The sequence below is a fragment of the Yersinia sp. 2541 StPb PI genome (assembly GCF_052217145.1).
GTDB classification, from domain to species: domain Bacteria; phylum Pseudomonadota; class Gammaproteobacteria; order Enterobacterales; family Enterobacteriaceae; genus Yersinia; species Yersinia enterocolitica_E.
The window spans coordinates 2,859,583-2,873,218 of the sequence record NZ_JAZGQB010000001.1; the positions used below are offsets into that span (position 1 = coordinate 2,859,583).

The window sequence follows — 13,636 nt, forward strand, 5'->3', positions numbered from 1 at the left end:
GTTCCAGGATACTAGAGTTAAAGGATAGTGTAGGCCTTCAACTGATTCGCTTATAAATGTGGTGCTTACCCTGCTAAGTAACAGAGCAACTTATTGCTGACTGATGGGTAAAATAAGACTCTACTCTGATTTGAGAATGGTGCTAAGCGCACCTCTCGTAGCGCCAAAAGTCGCAGCCTTGGTAAGTTCCAGGTATTGCTTTAAGATCTCTGACGAGTTGTCTGGGGAATATGCAACAGCGATACCACTGGACAAACTTTTAGCCTCTGCTTTTAGTCGTCGAAAGACAACGCCCTGCCGCTTGACCTTCTGTAGTGATGAAAAGATGAATGCGATCCCTTGTCCCTCGGCAATAAGGCCGAGCAAGATATGGTGATCATCGGGTTCAGGGATCATGTTGGGTTTGAAGTCAATCTGTTCGAAGAACGACTGGCAGTGATCATAAAAACCTGGGTTCAGTCGCCGTTCAAAGCGAAATATTGATTCACCGCGAAGGTCATCAAAGCCTAGACTGCGCTTACGGGCAAGAGGATGAATGGCGGGCAATGCGACTATGAGTGGATCCTCAAATAGCATCTCGACCTTCAGACCTTTAGCCTCGGTATGCAAGCCGATAAAGGCTACATCCATTATTCCGTTTTTGATATCCCGCACAAGACTGATCGAATGCTTGCCTTGAGTAACAATCTGCCAGTTAGGGAAACGCTGACGTAAAGGCTCAAATACATCAGGAATAACGCTTCGGTCAAACACGGTTGTGTAACCCACGACGAACTTACCTGCAACGATAACGCGTGCCGCTCTAGCAGCAGCTATAGCCTTATTCGCTTGCACTAATGTCCGCCTGACCTCGGGTAAAAATGCGGCACCTGCTTTTGTCAGTGTCACCCCGCTCCGGGTTCGCACGAACAGCTCAACGCCCAACACCGCTTCGAGCTGCTGGATCTGCCTGCTCAATGGGGGTTGGGATATGTGTAGTCGCGCCGCAGCCCGCCCGAAATTAAGCTCCTCGCTGACAGCAAGGAAGTATCGAAATTGTCGTAGATCTATAGGTACATTCATACCTAAAAGGTATCACAAAAATGGTATTGGATGAACCTATTGGGCGAAATGTAAAGTGCACACATCAGTTAATTAAGGAGTGATGATGAACAACGAACGCTATGTCAGAGGCTGGGAGAAGCTCAAAGAGATTGATGGAAAAGCGGGTGAGAACGTCATAGAAAGTCTGGAAGATATCGCCCCCGATTTTGCTCGGCTACTCATTGAGTTTCCGTTTGGTGACATCTATTCAAGACCGGGACTCGACCTCAAAACTCGAGAACTTGCCGTTGTAGCATCCCTCACAGCGATGGGGAACGCATCTCCACAACTCAAGGTGCATATCTATGGCGCTCGCAATGTTGGCTGCTCTCGGCAAGAGATCATCGAAGTTATCATGCAGATGGCGGTTTATGCTGGCTTTCCTGCTGCAATCAACGGCCTGCTTGCCGCTAAAGAAGTCTTCTTGCAGGAAAGAAGCTCTTCTGATCTATGCGGCTGATACTCATTATGGCAGCTTCACCGAGTTGGTCTATAGCACACCAAAAGTGATCAAAAGATATATTGATGTTGGACAGCGTAGTGTGCAGGCACCACGTTTTAGATTCACTCATTGCGGCGTAAAGTTACAAATGCATAAATTCACAAAATCAATACTTACTAACAGAACCATGGCTGCTTCACTCCTGTGTTTATTGATGAACCCAGTGCATGCCGGAGAACCCCTATTCACAGGGTTCCAGTCACCCACTGCTATCGTAACCGCACAAGACGGTATGACCTACGTATCGGACTGGAGTGCCGATACTGTAACGCGCATCAGTGCAGATGGAAGACGTACCATCTTAGCGCGCAACATTCCTGCGGCCTCCGGCTTGGCGCTGGATAGCGCCGGAGGACTCTATGTGAGCTCGTATTCAGGCCATTACATCCTACACATCGCTGCCGATGGGAAGAGTCGTCGAATTGCCGAGAACTTGGCTACACCTACTGGGATCGCTTTTGGACGCAACGGGCGGTTGCTTGTCGCGAACCGAAGTTCTGGGGAAATACTCTCTATTGATGTCTCAACCGGACAAGCTGAGATCGTGGCTCGTTCACTTTCGCTGCCAGTCGGCGTCGTGGAAATGGAAGATGGTAGCCTGGTGGCGTCTCAGTATGGCGGGCGAGTGACTCGGATCTCGCCTGATGGGAAACATCAGGAGATGGGGGCCAGTTTCAATCGTCCAGGCGTAGGTATTTTGTCTGATGGCAAAGATGCTGTGTTCGTAATTGACAACGGTGCTAACGTAGTTCGGAGGGTAACGTTTGATGGTCACTCGACTATCGTGGTCAATGATTTATCTGGGAGTGCGGTCGCTCTGGGTCGAGGACGTAACGCTGATTTATTGGTGGGGACCTGGGTAACAGGAAATGTCTACAGCATTCGGCCCTAAGTGATGGGTTTTTGGGGCTGCGATAGCACCACGGGCAGTTAAGCGACACAGCCAAATTTCCCTCCATTCTTTTATATGGTTAGTCAGAGAATTCGATCGCACGTTCTGCTCTAAACTCAGAGTTTTTGTAGACTTCATGGCTGGCCATCTTCTCCCTCTTCAGGAAGGTTGAACCGCTATGATGTTTTCATACAACAGTGCGCTGCAGCAGGCCGCTTATTGCGAATTGTCAGGTTCCAGTTGTTGTTTCAGCCATTAAAATGAACGCTTGATCATCTCAGGCCTGTTTCTGATGTAATGGTCCATGTCTTCGATGCGCCAATACGTCACATCCACACCGGCTTGCTTTGCTTTTTTATAAAAATCATCGTTTGATTGGATTAGTGTGTCTTTCACGCCGGTCACCATCAGGAGTTTCCCCTGTATATTTTTATAATCCGGCCCAGGGTATGTCAGGGCATCGGCCATATAAGCGTTGTTGCCAGCTTCGAGGGTATGAGAGTAATTGGCTCGGTAAGACTCAACGAATTCGCCCCCAAAGCCCGTCACTTTATCGACCTACTGAAAGGCATCGAGAAAAAAGGTCTGCTGGAAGTGGAGGTCCGTACAGTCCAAAAATAAACGCAGTAATAACCCGCCTATCGTCGAAGGCGGGTTATTAACGGTGCTAAATATTGCTTATTCCAGTTGCCAGGCTCCGGCATCGCATAATATCGCCGTTCCATTCCAGGCAAATAAACTTAACTCACGTCGATCGGCATCAGGATAAATTCGGCTGCTGAGGCATGCCTCGCCATCATTAACAAATACTTCTACCGAGGAGCTATCGATATATAAACGCAAAGCAAGAGCAGTTCCGGCCACCAGCGGTACGCTGCGCGTGCCACATAATCCGTGCTGAGGATAGTAGCGCTCAAGCACCAAACGCTGCATTTGGGTGTCCGCATAGACGCGCAGACCTTCACCAAGGCTTAGGCCATACTGTTCAGCATCACAGTTCGCGCAATCCCAGTGAAGCACAACCTCCATGGCCTCCCCCTTGTTCGCCGTCAGGATCTGCTGGTTTTTCAAGGTGCTGACAGGCCACGGGAACCAAGCCTGGCGCAGAGCTTCTACCTCTTTCGCGGGCCGCATCTGCAGGTGATTGTTCTCATCAAGACTCAGTTCACGCGGCAGAGACAACATCCCGGCCCAGCCGTCCTGTTGTTCCGGTAGCGGCGACTCCCACATATCCAGCCAGCCAATGACGATGCGGCGGCCATCCGGCGTGAGGAAGCTCTGCGGGGCATAGAAGTCGTGTCCGTGATCCATTTCGACAAATTCTCCTACGCGGACAAACGGCTGTCCGGGCTGCCAGTCACCCACCAGATAGCCGCTCTGGAACAGGTTGCGGTTCTCAAAACCCTGCGCGGCTATCCCCTGTGGAGAAAACATCAAGACGCGTTTACCATTGAGGAGAAAGAAGTCGGGGCACTCCCACATAAAGCCCATACCGGTTTCCGCCTCATCCAGGATCCCTTCTTCCTGCCATTGGCGCAGATCGGCTGAGCGATATAACCGTACTTGCCCAGTATCGCCAACGCGCGTACCGACGACCATGTACCAGCTATCCTCTTCGCGCCAGACCTTAGGGTCGCGGAAGTGATGCAAACCTGGAGGAGTATCCACAATGATCCCCTCACGCTTGAAGTGAATACCATCGCGGCTGGTTGCCAGGCACTGCACCTGATAAAGGTTCTCTTCATTGCTGGCGTCGCCGTGAAATTTGTGCCCGGTGTAAATAAGCGCCAGGGTATCGCCATCAACCACCGCCGAACCAGAAAAACAACCGTCTTTGTCTTCCGGTCCTTCCGGGGCCAGTGCAACGGGTAAGTGCTCCCAATGAAGCAAATCTTTGCTCCGCGCATGTCCCCAGTGCATCGGTCCCCATTGGGTGGAATAGGGATGATGCTGGTAAAAAGCGTGATACCAACCATCAAACCAGATCAAGCCATTAGGATCATTAATCCAGCCAGCCTTTGCGGCCAGGTGATAGCGCGGGTACCAGCGCAGGTTTAGCACCTGGTGTTTAGCCTGAAGCTCCTGTTCAGCGTTAGCAATTGAGTACGTCATAGTCTTCACTCTTTTCATTCAGATAGTGGAAAGTTGCGGCATTTGCGGATCCCTGGAGGGTTTACTGGAGCGCAACAAGAAGATGGATATAAAGGTGATACAGAACACCATCAGCCCCATAACCAGATAGGACTGAGCAAATCCATATTTTTCGTAACTGTAACCTGCGAGGGGTGACAACACGGTGGCTATCACTGAGCTCGTACAGGCAAAGCCCACCAGATAGAGCGTAGATGAGAGTCGTTTATCGAAGTTAAGGCTGTTGTATTTGAAGATAGCGATTAACAGTATCGGGAGTTCAACGGCGTGTAACAGCTTAGTGATGGAGATAAGCAGTGGACCCTCCACTAACCCAGAAGCAACCATGCGCATCGCCATCACCATTCCGGCGAAAATCAGACCATTTTTGGCACCGACTCGATTGACCAACCATGGAGCACAAAACATACCGGCTGCCTCAAGGAACACTTGAAACGAATTTAGATATCCGTACATGGCGTTTCCTTCATGTTGCGTCGGGAACTGTGAGGAAAAGTAGACCGGGAACTGTTGATCGTAGACGCCGTAAATACAGGTCCCGACGACAAAGAACACTAGAGCCCAGAAGCGCGGCAGGGTCAGCAGGCGTAATGCATCTTCCAGCGTGACTTTTCCGCCTGACACGGCCTCCTGCATTGCGTGTGGTGCCGAAGAGACGCGCAACCGCATCAAAAGTATAAAGAAGACCAGACCGGAGCAACTGGCGACTACGAAGTTTAATTTCGGGTTAATATTAAACAGTAGCCCGGCGAAAAACGTCGCCACGGCCCAACCCAGCGATCCCCACATTCTTGCTTTTCCGAATTCAAACTGGCTCTGGCGAGCGACACGCTCAGTGTAGGATTCCAGAACACCAATACCGCCATTGAATGTCAGACCGATATAGACTCCACCAAAAAAGCTGCCGAGAAAGACATTAATTTTCAAAAGATGGCCAAAAAGCAGATAGGCTGGACCGGAAAAGATCAACAATGCAGTGATAAACCAGAGCAGATTTTTACGTAGACCGAGCTTATCCTGAATAAAACCATAACAAATTTGCACAAACAGAGTGGAAAGCGACATCACTGAAAAAATAATCCCAGTGTCTCCTGCTTTCAAACCGACCTCCTGATGCAGCCAGATAGAGAGCAGCGAGCCTGTGGCAGACCAGGTCACAAAGAAAAAGAATAATAAAGCGCTGAGTATCAGATAACTGTGAGAATGACGGGTTTTCATCATGGCAATCTCATGCGAAAGTGGTGCCAAAATGATAACGTTAACACAAAGAAAAGCTCATGCTATTTTAGTGCAATTCTAGATGTTAATCACAAAAGTTAACGTTAACATTGGCGGTGTGAGATCATGATCAACTTTTCTGATTCACAGCAATCAACACACGCAGTTCAAAATCACGTATGATCGTTTTACATCAGCAAGTTAGTTTTATAGCCTGTGGCGTAGTGACTAGTTTGGAGCAAGAAGAATGGCATCCCTGAAAGATGTGGCAAAACTGGCAAACGTATCGCTGATGACTGTTTCCAGAGCATTAAACTCCCCGGAACGCCTGAAGCCGGAGACCTTGTCTCGCGTACAGTCCGCTATCGACGCGACTAATTATGTACCCGATTTATCGGCAAAAAAAATACGTGGCGCTCACGCGATTCCAAAAACCATCGGTGTGTTGGCACTTGATACCGTCACCACACCCTTTTCAGTGGAAATCACACTCTCCATCGAAGAAACTGCACGTGCGCATGGCTGGAACAGCTTTGTGGTTAACATGTTTTCCGATGACAGCCCGGAAAATATAGTCGATTTGCTTCTCTCGCATCGACCGGATGGCATTATCTATACAACTATGGGATTGCGGCAGGTGCCACTACCCGACAAGTTGTTAAGCCTCCCCTGCGTACTGGCTAACTGCGAAAGCTTACATCAGCAGGTAGCGAGCTATATTCCGAATGATGAACAAGGACAATATTCTGCGGTGCATGCTCTTTTATCCGCAGGTTACCGTCACCCACTCTGCTTACATTTACCTGCAAATCAACTTGCTACCGTCAGACGCCGTAAAGGTCTGGAGCAGGCATGCACGGAAGCGGGTGTGGCTCCTGATACACTTGATCACTATTACATGGAGTGTGGGGATGAACATTATCGCGATATTCCCGACATGCTGCTGGTGCATATCCACCACGGTAAACCTCATTTCGATTCAGTGATATGTGGTAACGATCGTATCGCCTTTATGGTCTATCAGACGCTACTGGCACAGGGATTAAGGATCCCCCATGATGTCGCGGTGGTAGGCTACGATAATATGGTGGGTATCGGTGACCTTTTTTTACCACCACTTTCAACGGTGCAATTACCCCATTACGAGATCGGACGCCTTAGCGCGCTTCATATCATCAACGGTGAGTCTCATCAGAGAACTGTGGCAGTTGAAAGCCCATTACTACTCCGTGAATCAGTGAAAAAAGCAAAGTAAATCAGCTTTACCTCTTCAACTCAGCTGATCCCCTACTGGAAATAGTACCAGTATAAATTGAAGAGTCTGATCTTTCTTTCCATACCATTACATCCTTGTTGCAACTGAATTAAAACTGTATAGAGAGCCGTCTCCGATTGAACGACTAAATAATTATTTTGATTCCAAAATCTCCGCCAGTACATCCCGCGGCCGTTCAAGAACGGCCAGATGAGTTTTGGCATTCTCCAAACGTTTAACTTTAAAGAAATCATGCGCCAAAGCGAAACGCTGTTGTAAAGCAAGGTATTTGTCGTTTCTGTCGAGGGAATAGATATGAGTAGCCTTCGGTGAGTTTTTGAGTTTTCGAGGCATTGAAGCGGCGAGCCGTAATGATGATAAGCATCGGCGATCACCTGCCCTGCAAGTCGCCACAGTTGGTAGCTGGATTCTGCCATCTCAGTTTTAAGATGATGGACCATAATGGATGAGTCGCTTTCTGCCAACCAAAATTCGTACAGATGATCCCATGCATATTGTCAGCGATCTTCATGCTGCATCTCTTTGATTGCAGTGAAAAACTCCGTCACAGGCTGCTTCATGATCCAATCAAGGAATATCACCGCAGGTACACGTTCCTTTAAACTTTCCACCAAATCAACAGCTATCCAACTGGCATGTGCAATCGAAACCGGTACTATCCGGGTCAAGCCGAGATGTTCAATCAGTGTCAAAGCTTCTGTTAATAAATCCACACCGTCAAAATCTTGACCATCACTCGATGATTTTCCATGATCACGCCAGTCTATAATGACAACAGGGCAGAAAACGGCACCAACCCGGCATGAGGAACAAAGTTGTGTCGCCCATACCGATATCTTGATAATCGATATCACCACAGTTTGCCCGTCCGTTCGTTAAAACTAACAAAAACGACTTCGTTGATGACGAAGCTATCTGTGAGGCTGCATCATGTCCATCAATGCGCTTCATTCAGCCTAAAACGCAGTCTCAACAGGCCATGCGGGCCCTACATCGGGTTCGTGAGTCTCTGGTGCAGGATAAGGTCAAAACGACTAATCAAATGCATGCTTTTCTGCTGGAGTTTGGCGTCAGTGTTCCTCGAGGTGCTGCGGTTATCAGTCGGCTAAGCACGATCCTTGAAGACAACAAATTACCTTTTTATCTCAACTGTTTATTGCTGAAATTGCAGCAGCATTATCATTATCTTATTAAGCAGATAAAAGATTTGGAAGCTCAGTTGAAGCGAAAGTTAAACGAGGATGAGGTTGGGCAGCGTTCAGTGTGCCAGAGTTTTTATACAAAAACTGGAACACCAGTCTGGCAAGCTGGCCGACTGGATTAGGGATCTGTTGTGCCGAAAAAGTAATTTTGTCGTGACCTGTGCTCTGGCAAACAAGCTTGCCAGAGCACAGGTCATTGACGGCACGACAACAGACGTTCCATGCGTAAGGTCAACAATAATAATGATTTTAAACAGCCACTTATCTGGTTTGGCGAATACTGATTATTGATGATACGAACGGCCAACTGGCCTGTTGAGGAATCTGTAAAACGGAAAGGCTCATCTGAAGCCGTATATTTTCTAGAGGCGGAACTCATCGAGGCGCGGGCAATTAAGCTCATTCAGACGCCGGATAGATTCAAGCAAGCCAACGATATCTTCAAAATCAGTGTTGCAAAAACGGGAGTGACCATAGATTCCGTTTTCCAAGCGGACCCAAGTACATCTACCCATGCGGCCCCTTATCCAATAACAGCATTAACCTGATAGCTCACCGGCATAAACTTGAATAATCAACAACAATGGCATCCTCCACGACCGTATCTTTGACGTTCCGTAAGACTCAGTGTCCTAAGTTAGTTACCCACATGATATAGACAGAGTAATGTAGTCGTTTTATGGAATTTAATATCAATGACATGTCAATAATTTTGATAAATAAAATCGGCATTTCTAATATTGTAATGAGTGACTTAATTTTTTTCGAGGGTGAAAAAAGTGTATTCTCATTTAAGCCGTGTACATTGAATAGAGAAAAGTGGCGCACCGTGTAAGAATGCTCCTACGGATGACTGCGCGCACTCCTATATATACATTGTCTGGGTTAATTCATAATGGTTGTATGGAATGTTGCTTTCTTATTCTGGGTTAATAGTTATAGAGAATAACATTTTTATTGTTTGGGATGACTTTCATTTGATATTTTCACTAAGGTGATAGCAAAAAAACCTAGTGGAATATTGATTGTTTTATTTGTTTCAATCCCGCTTTTAAAATCTTCTCTGAAAGAATGAGTGGATTGGATAGTATCGGCATTATTAGTATTGGGTAATGCTAGCATACTTTCAACTATCGGGTTATTTACCACACCATCACATAATACAAATTATGTTGATTTGCTTATGAAATACTATTTATGGATTCAAAAATGAAAAAAAACTTAATGGCGCTTGCATTAGTGGCTTCTGGCATTCTGGCGTCTTCAGCTTATGCGGCTGACGGTACGATTAACTTCGAAGGTGAAATTACCGATTCTGCATGTATTGTCGATACCAATTCAGAAAATCTGACCGTTTCCCTTGGTCGGGTTTCTGCCGCATCATTTGCCGGAGCTGGGTCTTACTCTTCCGCAACCCAGTTCCAACTGGTTCTGAAGGAGTGCCCAGCCTCTGCAACAAAGGCTATCATCAAGTTTGATGGCACCAGTGTTGCTGGTGATAACAGCGTATTAGCTTTGACACCTGGTGCTGGTGTGGCTACGGGGGTAGGTATTGAGTTGTCCGATGCTAGTCAACGCGTGGTTAATTTATACACTGAATCAGCACCTTATACCCTGGTAACTGGTGCAGGTTCTGAGACCAACTTGGACTTCACTGCGCGCTACAAATCGCTCGATACTACGGTCGGTGCCGGTATTGCAAACGCATCAGCACAGTTTACTGTTATCTACCAGTAATTGTTATTTGGTCTGTAAAATAGGCCAAATATTGTTGAAAGCAGGTCGGTTTTTTTGCCGACCTTGCTGTATACCATCCAACACAACAGTTTATATTATTAGTGTTTTGGGGTGTCCCATAATATTAATAATTGAAATGGTTATCATTAACATTATACAAAGTAAGTAAGATTAAACAGATTAGCGTTAAATAAAGTGTAAGTGAATTTGAAATAATTATACTTCATTTAACTCTTATCCAAATTAGAATACAGGAAATACACACATGAAGTTATGGTTAATAGTATTAGCTACGGGGTTATTTGCCCCGGTATTTAGTTCAACTGCAGGGGTTGTAGTCGGTGGGACTCGTCTTATTTATGATGGCGAAAAAAAAGAAACCACATTAAGCGTAAGTAACCCAGATAAAGTCCCTTATCTGATCCAGTCTTGGGTGGACACTCAAGATGGAGGAGCAGCTAAGGCTCCTTTTATTATCACTCCACCATTATTTAGGCTGGACAGTAACAAGGATAATGTATTACGTGTTGTACGGGCCGGCGGAAATTTACCGGAAGATAAGGAATCACTGTTTTGGTTGAATGTTAAATCTATTCCTTCTAGTGAAAAGATAGATAACACCCTACAAATTGCTGTCAAAACACGTATCAAGCTGATTTATCGCCCACAAAGCATTAAAAAAACAGTAGAGCAGTCAGCAAAAGGCATTAAATGGCAGCGTAGCAGTAATACCTTGAAAGCCATCAATGACTCGGCTCATTACATAACCTTCTTTTCCGTCAGTATGGGAGGGAAAGATATTCCCAACGTCACTATGGTTGCACCAGGTTCAACACTGAATATCAATTTGCCTGCGGGCATGACTGGAAGCAGCGTCAGTTGGAAGATTATTAATGATTACGGCGGGACCAGTGAAGCTTATCAAGCCTCACTATAAATCGAATCGGTTGTAAGTTAACAACCCTGCCGCGTCAATACTTTGGGTAATAGAAATGAAAAATGGGCTGGGTAAAGACCCTATTAAAAAAATAAAACATAATATTCATTTGACGCGGTTAAGCTATTTCATTTTGTGTCAGTTGGGCTTACTGATGACAGATATTAGTAGTGTACGAGCAGAAGATTATTTTAACCCAGCGTTACTTGAGCTGGATAATCCATCCCAAGCCGGTGCCGATTTATCTGTATTTGAGCGAAATAATGCACAGGCCCCAGGAGTATATCGCGTTGATGTCCTGTTGAATAACGAATTCATCGATACTCGCGAACTGGAGTTTGCCCTAGTAAATGACACCACCGCGAAGGAAAGCCTGCAGCCTTGTCTGACAATCGATGAGTTGGCGCAGCTAGGTGTCAAAGTCAGTGCATTTCCAGGGCTGGCAAATGAAGGGTGCGTGGACCTGTCCACCGCTATTCCTCAAGCTTCGACAGAGTTTCGCTTTGACCAACAACAGCTCAACCTGAGCATTCCGCAGGCGGCGCTGACCAGACAGGTTCGTGGATATGTCTCGCCAACACAGTGGGACCAGGGGATTACTGCGTTGCTGGCCAACTACAGCTTTAGCGGTTCTAACTCTCGAGTAAGCCATGAGGGGAGTAACAACAACAGTTACTTTCTGAATTTGCGCAGCGGGGTGAATGTCGGCCCATGGCGACTGCGTAATTATTCAACTTGGAACCGTGACACTGCCGGAACCAATGAGTGGAATTCAATCAATACCTATTTGCAGCGTAACATTATTGCCCTGCGCAGCCAGCTCACATTGGGTGACAGTAGTTCTCCCAGTGATGTTTTTGACAGTGTGCCATTTCGCGGTGGTCAGTTGACTTCGGATGAGGAGATGTTGCCGGACAGCATGAAAGGGTATTCACCGGTAGTTCGTGGGATTGCTAAGAGTAATGCTCAGATAACTGTACGCCAAAACGGCTTTGTTATTTATCAGAGTTATGTTTCACCTGGGGCATTTGAAATCAATGATTTGTACTCTACGTCTGGTAGCGGTGATTTGGCGGTAACGGTCACTGAAGCCGATGGCAGTGAACAGAATTTTGTGGTGCCTTTTGCGTCAGTCCCGGTATTACAGCGTGAGGGGGCATTGAAGTACAGCCTAACTGGCGGCAACTATCGCTCTTCTGACCGCAGTGTAGATAAAACGACATTTGCACAAGGAACCGCTATTTACGGGTTGCCCTGGGGGTTGACGGTATACGGCGGTATTCAAGGCGCAGAGAATTATCAGGCAGTCTCTGGCGGTTTCGGTAAAAATATGGGCCGTATTGGAGCAATTTCACTGGATATTACCGAGGCGCAAGCGACTTTCTCCGATGAGAGTAACAGCAGTGGCCAGTCATGGCGCTTTCGTTACGGTAAAAGCTTTGTTGAGACAGGGACCAACTTCAGTCTGGCCGGTTACCGTTACTCCACACAGGGTTTTTATACCTTGCAGGAAACACTGGACACGTTTAACAGCAATAATAACCAACCGAACCAGCAACATAAACGTAGCCGTGCTGAGGTCGTTGTGAGTCAAAATCTGGGGCAATCTGCCGGTTCTTTGTCAGTAAGTCTCATTGATGAAGGTTACTGGGACAACGGTCAGAAAACACAATCAATGAGTGTGGGGTATAGCAACAGTTGGCAAGGTATTAGCTATGGCATCAATTATAACCGTAATAAAAATGCCGCCAGCAGTAATGGGACCCGCAGCGAAACGACTGATCAGGTCGTTGCGCTTAATGTCAGTATTCCGCTTGACCGCTGGATGAGTAACTCATGGGCAAATTACAGCATGAGTAGCACCAAAGGCGGTCGTACTACACATAACGTTGGGGTGAGTGGTACCTCGTTGGAAAATAACAATCTTAGCTGGGGTGTTAACCAGGGGTATACCACGCAAGGTGATGGGAGCAATGGTAACGTGACGGCCAGTTATGACGGTAGTAGTGGCCAAATTAATGGCGGCTACAGTTATGACAAAAGTCAGAATCGCATCAACTATGGTGTGCAAGGTGGTGTGGTTTTTCACTCGGGTGGGGTCACTCTTTCCCAGTCACTGGGTGAAACGGTCGTGTTGGTGAAAGCCCCCGGCGCAGAGGGAGTGGCTGTCAATAACAATCGCGGAATTAGAACCGATGCCCGCGGTTATGCGGTAGTGCCTTATACCAGTCCGTATCGCAGTAATCCTGTCAGTCTGGATACAGGCTCACTGCCTGATGATGTTGAATTGGAGTTAACCAGTCAAACGGTGATCCCAACACGCGGGGCGGTGGTAGTGGCTAATTATCAAACCAAAATTGGCCAGCGAGTGATGATGACACTGCAGCGCAGCAATGGTCAGCCGGTGCCTTTCGGTGCCACAGTCAGCGATGCGTCAACTACATCAGAGAATGGATTTATCGTTGGTGATGAGGGACAGGTTTATCTAACCGGGATGGCAAATAGCGGCAAACTGCTGGTGCAATGGGGTAAAAATAGCGATAGCCAATGTGTGGTTGATTATCAATTGCCGAAACACCGGACTCAGGATACGACGTCAAACGGTATCCTGATGATGCGTAGCCGTTGCCAATAAAGG

At 47.0% G+C, this 13,636-nt stretch carries 12 protein-coding genes and 2 pseudogenes; 8 read left to right on the plus strand and 6 right to left on the minus strand.

Annotation, left to right across the window (positions count from 1 at the left end; genetic code table 11):
* Window positions 1-120: 120 nt before the first annotated feature.
* A complete protein-coding gene (locus V1953_RS12915) occupies window positions 121-1,062 on the minus strand; it encodes a LysR substrate-binding domain-containing protein (protein WP_442851007.1) in 942 nt (313 codons plus the stop codon).
* Between the two features lie 85 nt (window positions 1,063-1,147).
* Between V1953_RS12915 and V1953_RS12920 the strand changes: the two genes are divergently transcribed.
* Together V1953_RS12920 and V1953_RS12925 are read left to right on the plus strand one after the other, a co-directional pair.
* Window positions 1,148-1,543, plus strand: a complete 396-nt coding sequence (locus V1953_RS12920) for a carboxymuconolactone decarboxylase family protein (protein WP_372559876.1) — start codon at window positions 1,148-1,150, stop codon at window positions 1,541-1,543.
* Between the two features lie 196 nt (window positions 1,544-1,739).
* Window positions 1,740-2,477, plus strand: coding sequence for a Vgb family protein (locus tag V1953_RS12925; RefSeq protein WP_442851322.1), 738 nt, complete (start codon window positions 1,740-1,742; stop codon window positions 2,475-2,477).
* 255 nt (window positions 2,478-2,732) lie between these two features.
* Here the strand turns inward: V1953_RS12925 and V1953_RS12930 are convergent, their stop codons facing one another.
* Window positions 2,733-3,026: a hypothetical protein gene (locus V1953_RS12930; RefSeq protein WP_442851347.1), complete on the minus strand. Its 294-nt coding sequence runs from the start codon at window positions 3,024-3,026 to the stop codon at window positions 2,733-2,735.
* Between V1953_RS12930 and V1953_RS12935 the strand changes: the two are divergent.
* Window positions 3,021-3,092, plus strand: a pseudogene (locus tag V1953_RS12935) (hypothetical protein); the annotation flags it as partial. The gene V1953_RS12930 and the pseudogene V1953_RS12935 sit on opposite strands and share 6 nt — an antisense overlap.
* A 63-nt stretch (window positions 3,093-3,155) precedes the next feature.
* Here V1953_RS12935 and V1953_RS12940 read toward each other — a convergent pair.
* Window positions 3,156-4,589: a glycoside hydrolase family 32 protein gene (locus V1953_RS12940; RefSeq protein ID WP_442851008.1), complete on the minus strand. Its 1,434-nt coding sequence runs from the start codon at window positions 4,587-4,589 to the stop codon at window positions 3,156-3,158.
* Window positions 4,590-4,607: 18 nt separating this feature from the next.
* Complete coding sequence (locus V1953_RS12945) at window positions 4,608-5,849, minus strand: MFS transporter (RefSeq protein WP_442851009.1); 1,242 nt, start codon at window positions 5,847-5,849, stop codon at window positions 4,608-4,610.
* Window positions 5,850-6,093: 244 nt separating this feature from the next.
* Here V1953_RS12945 and V1953_RS12950 point away from each other — a divergent pair, with 244 nt between their 5' ends.
* On the plus strand, window positions 6,094-7,101 hold the full coding sequence (locus V1953_RS12950) for a LacI family DNA-binding transcriptional regulator (protein WP_442851010.1): 1,008 nt from the start codon (window positions 6,094-6,096) through the stop codon (window positions 7,099-7,101).
* Window positions 7,102-7,254: 153 nt separating this feature from the next.
* Here the strand turns inward: V1953_RS12950 and V1953_RS12955 are convergent, their stop codons facing one another.
* Together V1953_RS12955 and V1953_RS12960 are read right to left on the minus strand one after the other, a co-directional pair.
* Complete coding sequence (locus tag V1953_RS12955) at window positions 7,255-7,455, minus strand: hypothetical protein (RefSeq protein WP_442851011.1); 201 nt, start codon at window positions 7,453-7,455, stop codon at window positions 7,255-7,257.
* 164 nt (window positions 7,456-7,619) lie between these two features.
* Complete coding sequence (locus tag V1953_RS12960; RefSeq protein ID WP_442851012.1) at window positions 7,620-7,835, minus strand: hypothetical protein; 216 nt, start codon at window positions 7,833-7,835, stop codon at window positions 7,620-7,622.
* Window positions 7,836-7,969: 134 nt separating this feature from the next.
* Here V1953_RS12960 and V1953_RS12965 point away from each other — a divergent pair.
* The 4 genes and pseudogenes from V1953_RS12965 to V1953_RS12980 form a co-directional block, all read left to right on the plus strand.
* Window positions 7,970-8,553, plus strand: a pseudogene (locus V1953_RS12965) (IS110 family transposase); the annotation flags it as partial.
* Between the two features lie 980 nt (window positions 8,554-9,533).
* Window positions 9,534-10,061 carry a fimbrial protein gene (locus V1953_RS12970; protein ID WP_442851013.1) on the plus strand — a complete coding sequence of 176 codons (528 nt, stop codon included), beginning with the start codon at window positions 9,534-9,536 and terminating at the stop codon, window positions 10,059-10,061.
* A 265-nt stretch (window positions 10,062-10,326) separates the two neighbouring features.
* Window positions 10,327-10,998, plus strand: coding sequence for a fimbrial biogenesis chaperone (locus tag V1953_RS12975; protein ID WP_442851014.1), 672 nt, complete (start codon window positions 10,327-10,329; stop codon window positions 10,996-10,998).
* Between the two features lie 55 nt (window positions 10,999-11,053).
* Window positions 11,054-13,633: a fimbria/pilus outer membrane usher protein gene (locus V1953_RS12980; RefSeq protein WP_442851015.1), complete on the plus strand. Its 2,580-nt coding sequence runs from the start codon at window positions 11,054-11,056 to the stop codon at window positions 13,631-13,633.
* Window positions 13,634-13,636: the final 3 nt, after the last annotated feature.

Coding starts and splice junctions, on each gene's coding strand:
- V1953_RS12915 (WP_442851007.1), bottom strand. CDS start 1,062: ATGAATGTACCTATAGATCTACGACAATTTCGATACTTCCTTGCTGTC.
- V1953_RS12975 (WP_442851014.1), top strand. CDS start 10,327: ATGAAGTTATGGTTAATAGTATTAGCTACGGGGTTATTTGCCCCGGTA.
- V1953_RS12955 (WP_442851011.1), bottom strand. CDS start 7,455: ATGCCTCGAAAACTCAAAAACTCACCGAAGGCTACTCATATCTATTCC.
- V1953_RS12970 (WP_442851013.1), top strand. CDS start 9,534: ATGAAAAAAAACTTAATGGCGCTTGCATTAGTGGCTTCTGGCATTCTG.
- V1953_RS12940 (WP_442851008.1), bottom strand. CDS start 4,589: ATGACGTACTCAATTGCTAACGCTGAACAGGAGCTTCAGGCTAAACAC.
- V1953_RS12920 (WP_372559876.1), top strand. CDS start 1,148: ATGAACAACGAACGCTATGTCAGAGGCTGGGAGAAGCTCAAAGAGATT.
- V1953_RS12925 (WP_442851322.1), top strand. CDS start 1,740: ATGAACCCAGTGCATGCCGGAGAACCCCTATTCACAGGGTTCCAGTCA.
- V1953_RS12950 (WP_442851010.1), top strand. CDS start 6,094: ATGGCATCCCTGAAAGATGTGGCAAAACTGGCAAACGTATCGCTGATG.
- V1953_RS12980 (WP_442851015.1), top strand. CDS start 11,054: ATGAAAAATGGGCTGGGTAAAGACCCTATTAAAAAAATAAAACATAAT.
- V1953_RS12945 (WP_442851009.1), bottom strand. CDS start 5,849: ATGATGAAAACCCGTCATTCTCACAGTTATCTGATACTCAGCGCTTTA.